Below are 15,668 nucleotides of genomic sequence, written 5' to 3'. Positions count from 1 at the left end.
GCAATAGCCTTGTGGGGAAGGGTGGCCTTCGACACCCGCCCCCGCCAGGGGAACACGTCGTACCGGCCCGGCGGGCGGGAACCGGCGACCGCCGCGGGTCCGGGGCCGCCGCCGAGACGGGGCGTGCCCGGCGTGCCCCTGGACCCCAGTCACGAAGTGCGGTTCAGCAACATCGAATAACCGGCGCGCAGGTCGCACTGGTTACTATTTCGCTGAGCAACTTTCAGGTTGCTCATCGTGCTGGGGGAGGTGCGATGAGTCCCGGATGCGCGGCGACCACCCCGGCCGGTACGGCCCCGGGTGCCCGCCCTGCCCATGGCGCCGCCGTCGTGCCGTCCGGCGGTTCCGGCACCGTCGTCGCGGTTGCGCCGACGGCCACCACCCGCCGTGCTTCCCGGCGTCCGCTGTCCACGGCGGTGCCACCGCCGTTACGTTCGGGCCGGCCGCTGCCGGGCGGCGGAGTCCCGCCCCCGCCGGCGTCCGGCGGTGGCCACCGGGACCCTGGGGGGACGGATGCGCATCTCAGATCTGGCCAGGATCAGTGGTATTCCACTTCCGACGATCAAGTTCTACATCCGGGAGCGCCTGCTGCCGCCGGGCCGTCCCACCGCACGTAACCAGGCGGAGTACGGCGAGGAGCACCTCGCCCGGCTCCGGCTGATCCGGGTGCTGGCCGGCATCGGACGACTGAGCCTGTCCTCGGTGCGCCGGGTGCTGGCCGCCCTCGACGACAAGGGACTGGCGCTGGGCGCGCAGTGCCGGGCCACCATCTGGGCGCTCTTCCCCGACCAGCCCGAGGAGGACGACGCGCCGGACGTCGGCCCGGCCCGGGTCCAGGTCGACGCGTTCATCGACCGGCTCGGTTGGGAGGTCGACGTCGCCTCCCCGGGCCGCGACACCCTCGCCCACGTGCTGACCGCGTTGCAGCGGCTGGACGCCGACTGCGACATCGAGGTGTTCAGCGAACACGCCGAGAGCGCGGAGCGGATCGTGACGCACGAGTTCCAGCACGAGTCGGCGCACTCCGCCACCGCGATGGCGGTCTGGAACGTGTTGTCCGAGGTGGCCTTCGAGGCGATGCGTCGGATGGCGCAGGAGAGCTACCTGGCGCGCCGCTACGCCACTCCCGCCGAGCAGCCGGCCAGCGCCTGAGCGGCCCACCCCGGTGGCTGGCGGGCCCGCGTCAGCCGGTGCGCGGCAGCGACGGCAGGCCGGCGGCGTGCACCACGGGTGGATCGAAGGTGCGCATGGGGCGCAGGGTGAGGTCGGCCCGGGCCGACCGGGACGGCACGCCGACCGTCACCGGGCCGTGGTGCCCGACCAGCAGCGGACGGGTTCCGGTGGCCGGCCGGCGGCGGTGCACCGCGTGGGCCAGGACGAACCAGGTGCCCGGAGGCACCGGACCCAGCAGGTACGGCCCGGGGCCGGGCAGCACGGTGGAGCTGACCGGCCTGCCCTGCTGGATGCGTTCCGGGAACAGCCCCACGAAGATCCAGTCGGGCGCCTCGCCGGGCAGCGCCCGGACCTGCCCGCGCACCGTCGGCCCGGTGGTGTCGGCCGGGTCGGGTCGGGTCGGGCCGGGCTGCCGGTAGGGGTCCTCCCGCCCCAGGCTGCGGCCGAGCCGGCGGAAGCTGGAGGGGGAGACGCCGACGCTGCTGCTGAACCGGGCGCTGAACGTGCCGACGCTGGTGTAGCCGACGTGGTGACTGATGTCGGTGACGCTCCACGAGGTGGCCAGCAACAGGTGCTTGGCGCGCTGGAATCGCATCGCCGAGAGAAAACGTCCCGGTGACACTCCGGTGACCCGGTGGAACACCCGGCAGAAGTGGTACTTGCTCAGCAGGGCGGTTCGCGCCATTTCGTCCACGCTGAATTGCTTTCCCAGATTCTGGTGCATTTCGGCGATGACCCGCCGGACCGCCCTGCTGCTGTGGTCTTCCATCGTGCCCCCGGCGAGCGTCTGGTGGGTGCTGGCCTGTGCCACGTGATTCGCCTGCTCGGACTGCGACGGTGCAGCGTCGTTCCGGCTCCGCCACACCCCCCGGGGCGGCGCCGGCACCTGGTGGATTGGTGGCGGCAAAAGGGCTTTGTCGGTTTTGCCGAATCGGCTGGACTCAATGCTAGGGCACCCTCAATGCATGGTCAACGGCGTGCAATACGAATGGCGCTAACGGCTGCCTTTTCCGGATGCGCACTTCTCGTCTCACCGGTGATGATTGCGGCCAAGGCCCGATGCGCCCGGGGGTGGGATCGATGTCGGAAAAGCGACGCCCGGCGGCCACCCGTCGCCGGACGTCGATTCGACCGTTGACCTGGGCAGCGAGGAACGTGTGCCCGGCCCGTCGCCGGGGTCACGATGGGAGACGTCCCGGAATGGGGAACACGATGACCGACGACGCCGACGACGAGACCCGCCCCGGGCCCGGCCGCGCCCGTACCACCCGCCCGGCGGGCGCGGACCGGCAGCCCTCCGCCCTGGACGCCTGGGGACGGGCGAACCGGCGCGGGCAGTGCGACTGGTCCGAGCCGGACACCGAGCCGCACCTCATCCGCGGCCTCGACTGAACCCCCGACCCCGCGGCGTCGCCGTCAGCCGGTGGCCAGCGGCAGCCGGACGACGAACCGGCAGCCCTCGGCGACGTTGTGCACGTCCACCCGGCCGCCGTGCGCCTCGACCAGCCCGCGCACGATGGCCAACCCCAACCCGCCGGAGCCGGCCAGCGGCCCGTTGCCCGTGTGCGGGGTACGCGCCGGCTCGCCCCGGAACGCCACGTCGAACAGCCGGGGCAGGTCCGCCTCCGGGATGCCGCCGCAGGTGTCGGCGACGGCCAGCCAGGCGACGTCGCCGTCGCGCCCGGCGTTGACCCGTACCGTGCCGTCGGCCGGGGTGTACCGCACCGCGTTGAGCAGCAGGTTGCCCACCACCCGGCTCAGCTCGGGTTCGCTGGCGGTCACCGTCGGCCACCCGGAGGCGGCGGACACCAGCCGGATGCGGCGGGCGGCGGCCAGCGGCGCGGTGCCGGCCAGCGCGTCGGAGACCACGTCGCCCAGCGGCACCGCCGACAGCGACAGCCGCAGCGCCCCGGCGTTGATCCGGGACAGCTCGAACAGGTCGTCGACCAGCCGGGTCATCCGGTCGGTCTCCACCCGGATCCGGCGGTGGTACTCGTCGACCGTGTCCGGGTCGGCGACCACCCGGTCCTCCAGCGCCTCCGCCATCGCCCGCAGCCCGGCCAGCGGGGTACGCAGGTCGTGCGAGACCCAGGCGACCAGGTCCCGCCGGCCCTTCTCGATCCGCCGCTCCCGGGCCCGCGCCTGGGCGGCCCAGACCGCCGCCGAGGCGAGCCGCCTGGCGAACAGCCAGCCGACCGCGAGGCTGACCAGGGCCGCCGCCGAGACGGTGATCAACACCACCTCCAGGTCGTGCGGGGAGAGGAACATCGCCTCCGCGATCACCGCCACCCCGGCCACCACCGCGCCCACCGTCATGGCCAGCAGCACCGTGACGTGCACGGTGATGGACCGGCCGCGCAGCAGCCGCAGCACCCCCGCGCCGAGCAGCCCGACCCCGCCCGCCGCGGCCAGCGCCGCCCCGAAGATCAGCGCCAGGTCAGTCATCGACCGGCTCGTACCGGTAGCCGACACCCCAGACCGTGACGATGCGGCGCGGGTTCGCCGGATCGTCCTCGATCTTCTCCCGCAGCCGGCGCACGTGCACGGTCACCGTGGACTGGTCGCCGAACCGCCACCCCCAGACCCGTTCCAGCAGCTCGGCCCGGGACAGCGCCCGGGTGGGATGCTGCATCAGGTGGGCCAGCAGGTCGAACTCGCGCAGGGTCAGGGCCAGCTCCCGCCCGTGCAGCCGGGCCACCCGGGGGCCGGTCGACACGGTCAGCCCGCCGTCGTCGAGCACCTGCGCCGCCGCCGTGACCTGCTCACCGCCGGCCCGGCGCAGCACCGAACGGACCCGCAGCACCAGCTCACGCGGGGAGAACGGCTTGCTCAGGTAGTCGTCCGCGCCCAGTTGCAGGCCGAGGATCCGGTCCGCCTCGTCACCCCGGGCGGTCAACATCACGATGGGTACGCCGTCCGGCCGCTGCCGCAGCCGCCGGCACACCTCCAACCCGTCGAGCACCGGCAGCATCACGTCCAGGACCACGAGCTGCGGCGGTGCGGCGGCCACGGCGGCGAGCGCGGCGGCCCCGTCCCCGACGTGGTCCACATGGTAGCCGGCGTGCTCCAGATAGCGGCACACCACGTCGCTGACCGTCCGGTCGTCGTCGACCACCAGCACCCGCTGCGCCACCGGCACCTCCCTCTCGTGCCGGCCAGCGTAGCCCCGCGCACCCCCGCCCCGACCCGCCGGAAACCTTGCCAGGTGCTTACGGTCGGCGCGGCTCAGGCCGCCCGACGGTCCCGGGCCTGCGCCCCGTACGGCTGCGCCGTCACCGGGCGGGGCTCGTCGAGGTCGTCGAGCCGCAACCGCCACCGGGACCGGCCGGTACGCCGTCCCTGCGGCGGGCCGGCCGGCCGCGGACCCAGCCGGTACAACAGCACCGTGATCAGATAGCCGCCGACCAGGAACCCGTGGCTGACCAGCCGGGGCACCGCCACCTGCGCGGTGACCAGGTCGTTGACCGACAGCAGGACCAGGGTGGCGACGAAGGCGCTGAGCATCGGCAGCAACCCGGCCGGTGGGGTACGCCGCAGCGCGACGAAGAGGAAGCCGGCGCCCACCGCCACGTTCCACGCCGCCGACTCGTGCCACAGGTGCTGCCCGGCCGGGTGCAGGTGCTCGGCGTTGACACCCTGACCCACCTGGGCCAACCCGAGGGCGAGCTGGACCGCGCCGAGCAGGCCCAGCGCCGTGCGCAACCCGGTGACCAGCCCACCGCGCCACCGCACGACGCGCCGGGGGGCCGGTGGCGGCACGGCGGCGAGGATCGTCCCGGCCAGGTCGGGTGCCGCCGCCGTCACCACCCGGGTCCGGGCCCGCCGGGTCACCGTCGCGGCCACCTCGTGCCAGGCGCGGCAGTCCGCGCAGCCGTCGAGGTGCGCCTGGACCGCCACCCGCTCCTCGGCGGTCTCCTCCCCGTCGAGCTGGGCCGACAGGATCTCCCGCCACGATGCGCACCGCATCCGGCGATTGTCGCTCATCCCGGCACCCCGTCGGCGCAGCGCTCCGACAGGGCGTACCGCATCAGCACCACGTCGCCGATCTGGCGTACCTCGGCGAGCCGGGCCCGGCGGCCCGGATGCCACGGGAACGCGCCGTCACCGACGAACCGGGGGGCCCGCCGGTCGCCGACGAAGAACGGGGCGACCACGAGGTGCAGCTCGTCGGCGAGGCCGGCGGTGAGGAACTGGGCGTGCACCGACGCGCCGCCCTCCACCATCAACCGCCGCACCCCCCGACCGGCCAGGTCGGCCAGCACCCGGACCGGGTCCAACGGGTCACCCGCGTCGACCACGGTGGCCAGCCCGGACAGCAGCTCGGTGGTCCTGTCCACCGCCGGGCCGGCGCAGTAGACGACCTTCTCGGCGTCCCCCACGGTGAAGAACCGGGCCTGCGGGTCCAGCAGCCCCCGGGCGGTCATCGTCACCTTCACCGGCGACGGCGGCAACCCGGCGGCCTGCCGGGCGGCCCGCAGCCGCGCCGAGCGGACCACCAGCCGGGGGTCGTCGGCCCGGATCGTGCCCGCGCCGACCAGGATCGCGTCACACCCGGCCCGGACGGCGTCGATGCGCTCCATGTCCTCGGCGTTGGACAGCAGCAGCCGCTCCTGCGTGGCGTCGTCGATGTAGCCGTCGATCGACGTGGCGCAGCTCAGCAGCACGTACGGCCGCCCGGTCGACGCCGGCACGGCGGTGGCCGTTGTCGCCGGCACGGCGGTGGCTGTTGTCGCCGGCACGCCGGTGGCCGCCGTCCCGGCCGGTACGACACCCATCTCAGTTCAACGACGGCAGGTCGACGACCCGGGCGGCGGCCCGGCTGGCCTTCGCCGCCAGGTATTCGGCGTTGGCGGGGGAGAGGAACACCCCGGTCGGCACCACCTCGGCGACCGCCACCCCCAGCCGGGTCAACTGCTCGGCCTTGTCCGGGTTGCTGCTCAACAGCACCAGTTCCGGCACCCCGAGCACCGCCAGCATCTGCGCGGCGGCCCGGTAGTCCCGTTCGTCCTCGCCGTGCCCGAGCGCCACGTTCGCCTCGTAGGTGTCCAACCCGGCGTCCTGCAGGGCGTACGCGTCCAGCTTCGGGTAGAGGCCGATGCCGCGCCCCTCCTGCCGCAGGTAGAGCAGGAAACCACCGGCGTCGGAGATCCGCTGCACCGCCTCGCGCAGTTGCGGGCCGCAGTCGCAGCGCTGACTGCCGAAGACGTCCCCGGTCAGGCACTCGCTGTGCGGGCGGACCAGCGGCGCCGCCCCACCCGCCGCGTGCCGGCGCAGCGCGCCCGCCCAGTCGCCCAGCCCGAACGCCAGGTGCTCCCGCCCGTCCACCAGGCCGTCGAAGGAGAAGACCCGCGCCGTGGTGGCGTACCCGTCGGGGAACCGCAGCGGGACCGTGACCTGTGTCCGGACCGTCGCGGCCGGCAGTGCGTCGTACATGTGTCTCCTCTGTCAGGCGCTGCCGGCCAGCCCGGCAGCGGGTACCGGTGAGGAACCACCCTGGTTTCCCACCGTACGGTCACCCGGTCGACCGCGCAGCGCGGACGGGCGACCCCGCAGCACCAGCACGGCGGCGCCCGGCAGGGCCGCCACCAGCACGAGTGCTCCGTACACCAGGGCGGTCGCCACCCCCTCGGCGGCACCCAGGCCGGCCGCCCCGAACGCCCAGGCGGCGACGCCCTCGCGCGGACCGAAACCCGCCACGTTGGCGGGCAGGCCCATCGCCAACAATGCCAGCAGCGTCAGCGGCACCAGCACCGCGAGCGGCGCGGTGACCCCGGCCACCCGGGCCGCGAGCACGAACGTCGCCAGGTGGCAGCCGACCACCACGGTCGAGGCCAGCAGCACCCCCGGCCCGGTCCGCCGGCCCAGCAGCCCGGCCCGCACGTCGGCGACGGCGGCACGCAGCGCGCGGGCCCGCCGCGACGGCCCCGACCGGGGCAGCGCCCGCACCAGCACCACCAGCGCCAGGCCGACCGTCACCGCCACCGCCGTCACCGTCGGCAGGTACGGCCGCACCGGCGACGGCAGCGCCAGCAGCAGCACCACCGCCAGCACCACCTGGACGAGCTGCCCGGCGGTCCGCTCCCAGACCACCGCGCGGACGGCCCGGCCCAGGTCACCGGCCTTTCGGCCGTGCCGCACCGCCCGGTGCACGTCGCCGAGCACCCCGCCGGGCAGCGTCGCGTTGAGGAACACCGCCCGGTAGCAGTCGGCCACCGCCGTGCCCAGCGGCAGCCGGATGCCGAGCGCCTCGGCGACCAGCCGCCACCGCCACGCGCAGCCGAGGGCGGCCAGCGCGCCCAGGGCCAGCGCGCCCAGCACCGCCGGGGTGTCGATCCGGCGCAGCCCGGCCAGGGCCGGACCGGTGCCCAGCCACCACAGCAGCACGCCGACCAGGGCCACCCCGCCCAGGTTGCTCACCCAGGCCCAGGCCGTACGGGCGCGGGCGGGTGACGTGCCGGTGGCGTCGGGTGACACGCGGTTCCTCCTCCGGAGATCCTGTCCCTTCTCACGTACCGGCCGGCGAACCGGTTCATTCCACCCCGGCGAGCAGGTCGTCGTGGCCGACGGTGACGGTGAGCCGGCCGGCCGCCGCCTCGGCCCGCCGCCACCGGGCGTACCCGGCCGTCCGGTCGGCCAGGTCGGGCCGCTGCTCGACGGCCGCCCCCAGCCAGCCGTCGAACCACTCCACGATCAGCGCCGCCCGCTGCGGCCCGAGCCGCCACGGGCTCGGCCGCACGGTCACCGGCATCCCGTGCCGGGCGAACTCGGCGGCGGCCACCGCGGCGGCGTCCGGGCCGAGCAGCATCCGGCCGTCGACCGTACGCCGCTGGTGGGCGTCGAAGGCGGCGGCGATCTCGGCGTCCAGCGGGTCGGCGGGGTCGAATCGGACCCGGCCGACCACCGAGAGCACGAACAGGCTCGGGCAGCCGACGCCCGCGCAGGCCGCCACGATCCGGGCGATCTCGTCGGCGGTGAGCATGTCCAGCAGCGCCGACGCGGTGACCAGGTCCGCGTCGGCCAGGTCGGCGGGGGTCAGCCGGGTGATGTCGCCCTGCCGGGTGAGCACCCGCACCTGGCTGCCGTCGGCGGCCACCGGCACCGCCGCGCCGGCCCGCTCCAGCAGCCCCGGGTCCCGGTCGTGCAGCACCCAACGCTGCGGGCCGGGTAGCAGCGGGGCCAGCCAGCGCGGCATCGACCCGGTGCCGCTGCCCAGGTCGTGCACCACCCACGGCCGGTCCCCACGCAGCGACGTGACCGACGAGGACCCGGTCACCAGCATCCCGGGCCCGCCCTCACCGGCCGGCGTCAGGCCCGGCGCACCGGCACCGGCGGCCGGCCCGCCGATCCCACCGGCACCGGTGGCCGGCCCGGTGCCGGTGAGCCGGGCGCGGAGCAGGTCGACCAGTTCCCCGCTGCGGGCGTCGGCGTCGGCGGGTTCCCGCAGCCGCAGCCAGTCGGCGAACGGTCCGGTGGCGTACGCGGTCATGTCCTCACTCCGTCCAGCACCTGGGAGACGATCGTCACGGTGGCCGCCCACCCGGGCAGGCCGGCCCGCCGGCCCCGGGCCGCGTGGCGCAGCCGGTCCCGCAGGTCGGCCGAGTGCAGCCAGCGGCGCAGCGCACCGGCCAGCGCCACCGGGTCACCCGGCGGCACCAGCACCCCGGGCGCGGCACCGTCACCGGCCCGGCCCAGCGCCTCCGGCACCCCGCCGACCGTGCTGCCGAGCACCGGAACCCCCCGGGCCAGGGCCTCGACCACCACCATCCCGTACGTCTCGGCCCGCGACGGCAGGACCAGCAGATCCGCCCCCGCGTACGCCGCGTCCAGCGCCGGCCCGGACACCGGCCCGTGCCAGCGCACCCGCCCGGCCAGCCCGGCCCGCTCCACCCGCCCCCGCAGCCCGGCCACGAAGGCCGGATCGCGGTCCAGCGCGCCCACGCAGTCCAGCGTCCACGGCCTGTCGACCAGCCCGGTCAGGGCGTCGACCAGCACGTCGTGCCCCTTGACCGGGGTGACCGCCGCGACGCAGAGCAGCCCGGTGCCGGCGGCCGTGCCGGGGGCGACCTCGGCCGGGTCGACCCCCGGGACGGCCACCGTCACCCGGGCCGGGTCGATCCGGTGCCGGGCCAGCAGCAGCTCCCGGGTCCAGCCGCTGGTGGTGACGAGCGCGTCGGCCAGCGGCAGGGCGCGGGCCTCGGCGTCGTCGCCCAGCGGCATGTGCACCAGCACCACCTGGCGCAGCCGGCCGGCCTGCGCCGCCAGCAGCTCCGGCACGGTCGAGGCGACCAGGCCGTCGTAGAGCACCGGCACCCCGTCCGGCAGGGCCGCGAGCAGCCCGGCCAGCCGCGCCCGCGCCGCCTCGTCGGGGTGCGGCCAGTCCCCGGGTACGCCGTGTTCGCGCACCGTCCAGCCGGCCGCCCCGAGACCGGCGCAGACCCGCCTGTCGTACGCGTTGCCGCCGCTGGGGGTGGCCGGGTCGTCGATGTCGCCGGGCAGGACGACGTGCACCGCCCGCACGGGCTACAACGACCGCTCGTAGCTGGCCCAGGCGATGTGTGACTCGTGCAGGGTGACCGTGATCCCGGCCAGCTCCCGGGCGCCCGCGCCCAGCCCACCGGCGTGCACCCGGTCGGCGAGCCGGTCGGCGACGGTCCGGCACAGCACCTCGGTGGTGGTGTTCTGCCCGGCGAACGCCGGCTCGTCGTCGAGGTTGCGGTAGGTCAACTCGGCCAGCACCGCCTTCAGCTCGTCGGTCGCCCGGCCGATGTCCACCACGATGCCGTCGTCGTCCAGCTCGGCGCGGCGGAAGGTGGCGTCCACGACGAAGGTCGCCCCGTGCAGCTTCTGCGCCGGCCCGAACACCTCCCCCCGGAAGCTGTGGGCGATCATGATGTGGTCCCGTACGGTCACGCTGAACACGGCGTCTCCTCGTCGTAGCTGATCAGATGGCACAGCGCGGGGAGTTCCCCCGAGGCCAGCCGGGCGAGCACCGCCGGCAGCTCCGCGAAGCGGGACCGCCCGGTCAGCAGCGCGTCGAACACCGGGTCGGCGAGCAGCTCCAGGGCGAGCGTCAGCCGGTCGGCGAAGTCCCGCCGGGACGCCCGTGCCGGGGAGACCGTGCCGACCTGGCTGCTGCGGATCGTCAACCGGCCGGCGTGGAACGCCCCGCCCAGCGACAGCTCCACCGGCCGGTCGCCGTACCAGCTCAACTCGACCACGGTGCCCTCCGGGGCGAGCAGGTCGAGGCTGCGCTGCAACCCGGCGGCGGTGGCGCTGGCGTGCACCACCAGGTCCCGGCCGCCGGTCGCCGCCGCAGGCAGGGCGAAGTCGACCCCCAGTGCCTCCGCGACCGCCGCCCGCGCCGGATCGGCGTCGACCAGTTCCACCCGTACCCCGGGGAAGCGGGCCAGCAGGGCCGCCACGCTGCACCCCACCATGCCGCCGCCGACCACGCTGACCCGGTCGCCGACCAGCGGCGCGGCGTCCCACAGCGCGTTGACCGCCGTCTCCACCGTGCCGGCGAGCACCGCGCGGGCCGCCGGCACGTCGTCCGGCACCGGGGTCACCGCCGACGCCGGCACCACGTACGCGCTCTGGTGCGGGTACAGGCAGAACACCGTCCGGCCACGCAGTGCCGCCGGGCCGGCCTCGACCACCCCGACGCTGAGGTAGCCGTACTTGACCGGGGCGGGGAAGTCGCCCTCCTGGAACGGGGCGCGCATCGCCGTGTACTGGCCCGGTGGCACACTGCCGGTGAACACCAGCGTCTCGGTGCCGCGGCTCACCCCGGAGTAGCGGCTGCGGACCAGCACCTCGTCGGGGCCGGGCGTGGGCAGGGTCACCGGCCGCAGCTCACCGACGCCGGGGGAGCGGAGCCAGAAGGCCCGGGCATCGTGGATCACGCGGGTTTTCTCCTCTTCTGCCGGCGGAACCGAACGAAACGGCCGCGTCCTGCGTACCCACTGCCGAGGTCGTCGATCATAAACACGGAGGCAGGGTGTCCAGGGTTCGAACCGGTCCGGTGCTCGGCCTGACCGCACAGACCGTCCTGCTGGCCGGGCTGGCCGCGACCGTCGGGCTCGACGTCGCCGGTTGGCTGGCCGGCCTCGGGTACGGCGTGGTCACCTGCGTCGCGTTGCAGCGTGGCCTGCGTCGTCGGGGCGTCGACCGGCTCGGGCCGGCGGACCGGGTGACGCTCGCCCGGGGGGTGCTGGTCGGTGGGGTGACCGCCCTGGTCGTCACCGGCTTCTCCGGCCCCACCCCGCTTTCGGTGCTGGTGCCGATGACGGCGGTGGCGCTGGCCCTGGACGCGGTGGACGGCTGGGTGGCCCGGCGCACCGGCACGGCCAGCACGCTCGGCGCGCGCTTCGACATGGAGGTCGACGCGTTCCTCATCCTGGTGCTCAGCGTCCAGGTGACGCCGGTGGTGGGACCGTGGGTGCTGGCCATCGGCGGCCTGCGGTACGCCTTCGTCGTCGCCGGCTGGCTGCTGCCCTGGATGCGGGGGGCCCTGCCGCCGCGCTTCTGGCGCAAGGTGGTCGCCGCCACCCAGGGGGTGCTGCTGCTCGTCGTCGCCGCCGACGTGCTGGCCCGGCCGGTGACCGCTGTGCTGGCGGCGGTGGCGTTGGCGCTGCTGGTCGAGTCGTTCGGCCACGACGTCGGCTGGTTGTGGTGGCACCGGTCGACCCGGCCCACCCGGGCGGTCGCGCCGACTGCCGGCACGTCGATCCCGGTCCCGCTGCTGCCGTCGGTCGTGGCGTTGCCGTCCGTACCATCGGTGCGGCCCCGGGCCGACCCGGTCACCGACCGGCCGTTCGCCGCCCACCAGCCGGTCTGAGCCGGCCCGCCGACCCGGCCGCGCCGGGACCCTCCCCAGGAAGGACCATCCGGAGTGTCGTTGTTGTCACGCCTGCGTCGCCCGAGCACGGCAGCCGAGCCCGCGGAGCCAGCGGAGCCCGCCGGGCCTTCCGGGGCCGCGGGGCCTTCCGAGGCCGCCGGGTCCGCCGTGGCGGCCGGGCCGGACGCGGCCGCCGAGCCGACCCCGACGGCCGGGGCCGGGGCGGGCCGGGGACGGTGGCGTACGGTCGCCGGGCGGGTGACCACCGTGCTGGCCGGGCTGCTGGTCCTCGCGGTGCTGACCGCACCGGGCCGGTTCGACCAGCTCACCCCGATGGCGTTCCTGCGGGTGCCGGTCGAGGCGCTGGTCGCCGCCGCCCTGCTGTTGGCGCTGCCCGGCCGGGCCCGCCGGCCGGTCGCGGTGGCGTTCGGGGTGGCGCTGGGTCTGGTCGCCGTGGTCAAGGTGCTCGACCTGGGCATGTCGGCCAGCTTCGCCCGCCCGTTCGACCTGGTCCTCGACTGGGTGCTGCTGGACGACGGCTACGCCTTCGTCACCGACTCGGTGGGCACCGGCGGCGCGGTCGCCGCCGCCGTCGCCCTGGTCGCCCTGGTGGTCGCCCTGCTGGTGCTCACCACCCGGTCGGTGCTGCGGCTGACCCGGCTGACGACCGGGCACCGCCGGACCGCCGTCCGGGCGGTGGCCGGCCTGACCGCCGTCTGGGTGGTCGCCGCGACGCTCGGGGTGCCGGTCGCCGACTCGGGCACCGCGACCCTGGTCGGGCAGCACGTCGGCCAGGCCGGTGCGGGCCTGCGCGACCGGCGGGAGTTCGCCGACCAGGTGACCCGGGACGCCTACCGGGACACCCCGGGCGACCAGCTGCTCACCGCGCTGCGCGGCAAGGACGTGGTGCTGGCCTTCGTGGAGAGCTACGGCCGCGACGCCGTCGAGGACCCGGAGTTCGCCGACGGGGTCGGCGCGGTGCTCGACGGGGGCACGAAGCGGCTGGCCGCCGCCGGGTTCACCGCCCGCAGCGGCTTCCTCACCTCACCCACCTCCGGCGGGGGGAGCTGGCTGGCCCACGACACGCTGCTGTCCGGGCTGTGGATCGACAACCAGCAGCGGCACGACAGCCTGCTCGCCAGCGACCGGTTGACCCTCAACAAGGCGTTCCGGCGGGCCGGCTGGCAGACCGTCGGGGTGATGCCGGCGGCCACCTCGCCCTGGCCGCAGGGGGCGTTCTTCGGCTACGACCGCTACCATGACGCGGCGGGGCTGGACTACCGGGGCCCGCAGTTCAGCTACGCCCCGATGCCCGACCAGTACACCCTGGCCACCTTCCAGCGCCGGGAGCGGACCCCCGGCCACGCCCCGATCATGGCGCAGATCCCGCTGGTCTCCAGCCACTCCCCGTGGGCGGCGATCCCCCGGATGCTCGACTGGGAGCACGTCGGGGACGGCTCGATCTACCGCCGGCCGACGTCGGTGGCGTTCAACCCGAAGGACGTGGTGGGGCGCAGCGCCACCGAGGTGCGCACCGGCTACCGCCGGGCCGTCGAGTACTCGCTGAACAGCCTGATCTCCTACGTCGAGACGTACGGCGACGACGACACGGTGCTGGTCTTCCTCGGCGACCACCAGCCGTCCCCGCTGGTCACCGGCCCGAACGCGAGCCGGGACGTGCCGATCACCGTGCTCGCCCGCGACCCGGCGGTGCTGGCCCGGGTGTCCGGCTGGGGCTGGCACGAGGGGCTGCGTCCCGGGCCGGACGCCCCGGTGTGGCCGATGGACACGTTCCGCGACCGGTTCCTCGCCGCCTTCGGCCCGCAACCACCCGCCCACGTCGCCGCGCCGCGCTGAGGTGCCGCGCCGACCGTCCGGCGACGCCGGACGGTCAGCGTTTCGCGGCCAACCTGACCGCGTTGCACACGTCGACCACGCCGGGCACCTGCCAGGCGACCTGACCGGCGAGCTGCCGGGCGTCCACGTCGGGGGCGACCCCGCCGAGGATCGCCACCCGGTTCTGCACGGTGACGGTGATCCGCCGGGCCCGCAGGCCGACCCCGCCGACGATCCGGTACGCCACCTCGGCGGCCAGCCGGACGTCCTCCCCGGGCGGGCCGGGCGGGTCGGGCTCGGGACGGAACCAGCTGTCGTCGGGCAGCGGCCACGGCATCACCATGCCGTGCTCCTCTCCCGGGGCCGATCGGTCGCCGGGGACCGGGACCAGTCCACCGCCGCCCGGCGGGTGTCGAAGACCGGGAACACCCGGTCCAGCCGCATGGTGTGCAGCACGGTGCGCACGAACCGGGACGGCCCGGCGAGGCTGAGCCGCCGGTCACGCTGCCGGGCGTCCTGCCGGGCCCGGACCAGCTCCCCGAGCGCGGTGGAGTCGATCAGGTGCACCCGGACCAGGTCGACCACCACGTGCCGGTCGGCCCCGACCGCCTCGGTCAACGCGCCGTGCAGGGCGTCGCCGGTGGCGAGGTCCAGGTCACCGGCGGCGGTGACGACCGCGACCTCGTCGAGGTGCTCGACGCCCAGCACCCCGAGGGGATCGGCGCGGCGCGGGGCACGTGCCGGTGCCGGGCCCGGTTCGGGGGTCAGTTCGCAACGGGGGCAGCGGTGCGGCCCGGTGGCGAACGGCGAACCGGTCCAGCCCTGCTCGGCGACGAACGTCCAGACCACCTCGGCGTCGGGCAGGACGCAGGCCGGGCCGCTCGCCACCGTCCCGCAGCTGTCACAGATCAGCGTCATCAGCGGTTCGTCCGGTACGACGGTCATCGGATCTCCTCCTCGAGGACGGCCGTGGCGGTCCGGTGGTCGTGGCCCGGTGCGCGGTGGTCGACCGGAGACCCCGCGCGCCGGACCACGACCGGTTCCGGTGGGTCAGGGCTCGGTACGGCCGCCGGCGGTGCCGACGACCAGCGCCACGGCGACCCCGGCCAGGCCGACCTGCACGATCAGCTGCCGCAGGGTGAAACCGTCGCTGTCGATGCCGACCAGCCGGCTCACGATGGTGCCGAGCAGCGCGGCGACCAGGCCGACGGCGAGGGTGAGCCAGAGCGGGACCTGCGTACGGCCGCCGACGACGAGCCGTCCCAGCGTGCCGATGACGAGCCCGACGACGACGGCGGCGACGATCCCGGGCAGGCTCATCGGCTGTGCTCCCGGACCCGGCCCAGGGCGGGCTGCCGGTGGGCGGCGGACGGGACCTGCCCGCCGTCCACCCGCAGGGCCCGTGGGGTGGTGACCATCGGCAGCACCCGGGACACCCGGGCGGCGCTCAGCACGCGCAACGCCCGGGCGCTGGGGTCCCGCAGGGTCAGCACGCCACCGTGGCGGGCCAGTTCACGGTGCACGTCGAGCAGCAGCCCGATCGCGGCGGCGTCGAGGTGCCGGCACTCGGACAGGTCCACCACCACGTGGGCCGGGCGCAGCGCGACGAGCCGGTCGAAGACCTGCCGGGACCGGGCCAGCGCGGCCAGGTCCAGGTCGTCGGTGACGCACACCTCCACCAGCGGTACGGTGCACTCCGGGCGGGACGCTCCCACGACTCGGCCTCCTTCCACGCGCGCTGTCCGGCCCCAGCCTCCGGGGCGAGGTTGGCGACCGCCGCGCGGACGTATGTCAGTTGCGTGACAAATCCCGCGTTGGCCGT

At 75.5% G+C, this 15,668-nt stretch carries 19 protein-coding genes; 4 read left to right on the top strand and 15 right to left on the bottom strand.

Annotation, left to right across the window (positions count from 1 at the left end):
• Positions 1 to 513: 513 nt before the first annotated feature.
• A complete protein-coding gene (locus B5D80_RS13200; protein WP_158224164.1) occupies positions 514 to 1,152 on the top strand; it encodes a MerR family transcriptional regulator in 639 nt (212 codons plus the stop codon).
• Positions 1,153 to 1,183: 31 nt separating this feature from the next.
• On the opposite strand, the gene B5D80_RS13195 is transcribed toward B5D80_RS13200, so the two are convergent.
• A complete protein-coding gene (locus B5D80_RS13195) occupies positions 1,184 to 1,942 on the bottom strand; it encodes a helix-turn-helix domain-containing protein (RefSeq protein ID WP_088644198.1) in 759 nt (252 codons plus the stop codon).
• A gap of 443 nt (positions 1,943 to 2,385) precedes the next feature.
• Here B5D80_RS13195 and B5D80_RS13190 point away from each other — a divergent pair, with 443 nt between their 5' ends.
• On the top strand, positions 2,386 to 2,565 hold the full coding sequence (locus B5D80_RS13190) for a hypothetical protein (RefSeq protein ID WP_144081649.1): 180 nt from the start codon (positions 2,386 to 2,388) through the stop codon (positions 2,563 to 2,565).
• Positions 2,566 to 2,589: 24 nt separating this feature from the next.
• Here B5D80_RS13190 and B5D80_RS13185 read toward each other — a convergent pair whose 3' ends face one another.
• From B5D80_RS13185 to B5D80_RS13140, 10 genes are all read right to left on the bottom strand, one after another.
• On the bottom strand, positions 2,590 to 3,618 hold the full coding sequence (locus B5D80_RS13185; protein WP_088644142.1) for a sensor histidine kinase: 1,029 nt from the start codon (positions 3,616 to 3,618) through the stop codon (positions 2,590 to 2,592).
• Positions 3,611 to 4,306, bottom strand: coding sequence for a response regulator transcription factor (locus tag B5D80_RS13180; protein ID WP_088644197.1), 696 nt, complete (start codon positions 4,304 to 4,306; stop codon positions 3,611 to 3,613). Before B5D80_RS13180 ends, B5D80_RS13185 begins: the two co-directional genes overlap by 8 nt.
• Before the next feature lie 92 nt (positions 4,307 to 4,398).
• Positions 4,399 to 5,139, bottom strand: coding sequence for a zf-HC2 domain-containing protein (locus B5D80_RS13175; protein WP_088644141.1), 741 nt, complete (start codon positions 5,137 to 5,139; stop codon positions 4,399 to 4,401).
• Between the two features lie 14 nt (positions 5,140 to 5,153).
• Complete coding sequence (locus B5D80_RS13170) at positions 5,154 to 5,948, bottom strand: RibD family protein (protein WP_088644140.1); 795 nt, start codon at positions 5,946 to 5,948, stop codon at positions 5,154 to 5,156.
• 1 nt (position 5,949) lies between these two features.
• Positions 5,950 to 6,606, bottom strand: a complete 657-nt coding sequence (locus B5D80_RS13165) for a GTP cyclohydrolase II (RefSeq protein ID WP_088644139.1) — start codon at positions 6,604 to 6,606, stop codon at positions 5,950 to 5,952.
• 12 nt (positions 6,607 to 6,618) lie between these two features.
• Positions 6,619 to 7,647 (bottom strand): lysylphosphatidylglycerol synthase domain-containing protein, encoded by a 1,029-nt coding sequence (locus tag B5D80_RS13160; RefSeq protein WP_088644138.1) that lies wholly within the window; start codon positions 7,645 to 7,647, stop codon positions 6,619 to 6,621.
• Between the two features lie 55 nt (positions 7,648 to 7,702).
• Positions 7,703 to 8,659: a class I SAM-dependent methyltransferase gene (locus B5D80_RS13155; RefSeq protein ID WP_245854511.1), complete on the bottom strand. Its 957-nt coding sequence runs from the start codon at positions 8,657 to 8,659 to the stop codon at positions 7,703 to 7,705.
• Positions 8,656 to 9,690 carry a glycosyltransferase family 4 protein gene (locus B5D80_RS13150; RefSeq protein ID WP_088644137.1) on the bottom strand — a complete coding sequence of 345 codons (1,035 nt, stop codon included), beginning with the start codon at positions 9,688 to 9,690 and terminating at the stop codon, positions 8,656 to 8,658. Before B5D80_RS13150 ends, B5D80_RS13155 begins: the two co-directional genes overlap by 4 nt.
• Before the next feature lie 3 nt (positions 9,691 to 9,693).
• Positions 9,694 to 10,092 carry a 6-pyruvoyl trahydropterin synthase family protein gene (locus B5D80_RS13145; protein WP_088644136.1) on the bottom strand — a complete coding sequence of 133 codons (399 nt, stop codon included), beginning with the start codon at positions 10,090 to 10,092 and terminating at the stop codon, positions 9,694 to 9,696.
• Entirely contained in the window at positions 10,080 to 11,075 is a 996-nt protein-coding gene (locus tag B5D80_RS13140) for a zinc-dependent alcohol dehydrogenase (protein WP_088644135.1), read from the bottom strand. The genes B5D80_RS13145 and B5D80_RS13140 overlap by 13 nt, the downstream gene beginning before the upstream one ends.
• A 95-nt stretch (positions 11,076 to 11,170) precedes the next feature.
• Between B5D80_RS13140 and B5D80_RS13135 the strand changes: the two genes are divergently transcribed.
• Both B5D80_RS13135 and B5D80_RS13130 read left to right on the top strand, forming a co-directional pair.
• Entirely contained in the window at positions 11,171 to 12,010 is an 840-nt protein-coding gene (locus B5D80_RS13135) for a CDP-alcohol phosphatidyltransferase family protein (protein WP_088644134.1), read from the top strand.
• A 168-nt stretch (positions 12,011 to 12,178) separates the two neighbouring features.
• The gene (locus B5D80_RS13130) at positions 12,179 to 13,867 is read left to right on the top strand and encodes a sulfatase-like hydrolase/transferase (protein WP_088644133.1); all 1,689 of its coding nucleotides are present in this window, start codon (positions 12,179 to 12,181) and stop codon (positions 13,865 to 13,867) included.
• Between the two features lie 34 nt (positions 13,868 to 13,901).
• Here B5D80_RS13130 and B5D80_RS13125 read toward each other — a convergent pair whose 3' ends face one another.
• The 4 genes from B5D80_RS13125 to B5D80_RS13110 form a co-directional block, all read right to left on the bottom strand.
• Positions 13,902 to 14,189: a BON domain-containing protein gene (locus B5D80_RS13125; RefSeq protein ID WP_088644132.1), complete on the bottom strand. Its 288-nt coding sequence runs from the start codon at positions 14,187 to 14,189 to the stop codon at positions 13,902 to 13,904.
• Positions 14,183 to 14,791, bottom strand: coding sequence for an STAS domain-containing protein (locus B5D80_RS13120; protein ID WP_088644131.1), 609 nt, complete (start codon positions 14,789 to 14,791; stop codon positions 14,183 to 14,185). The genes B5D80_RS13125 and B5D80_RS13120 overlap by 7 nt, the downstream gene beginning before the upstream one ends.
• Positions 14,792 to 14,896: 105 nt before the next feature.
• On the bottom strand, positions 14,897 to 15,166 hold the full coding sequence (locus B5D80_RS13115; protein WP_088644130.1) for a GlsB/YeaQ/YmgE family stress response membrane protein: 270 nt from the start codon (positions 15,164 to 15,166) through the stop codon (positions 14,897 to 14,899).
• A complete protein-coding gene (locus tag B5D80_RS13110) occupies positions 15,163 to 15,561 on the bottom strand; it encodes an STAS domain-containing protein (protein WP_088644129.1) in 399 nt (132 codons plus the stop codon). The genes B5D80_RS13115 and B5D80_RS13110 overlap by 4 nt, the downstream gene beginning before the upstream one ends.
• Positions 15,562 to 15,668: the final 107 nt, after the last annotated feature.

Origin of the sequence: Micromonospora wenchangensis, assembly GCF_002210435.1 — a bacterium.
GTDB lineage: Bacteria > Actinomycetota > Actinomycetes > Mycobacteriales > Micromonosporaceae > Micromonospora > Micromonospora wenchangensis.
This window is presented reverse-complemented; position numbering and strand designations above follow the sequence as displayed.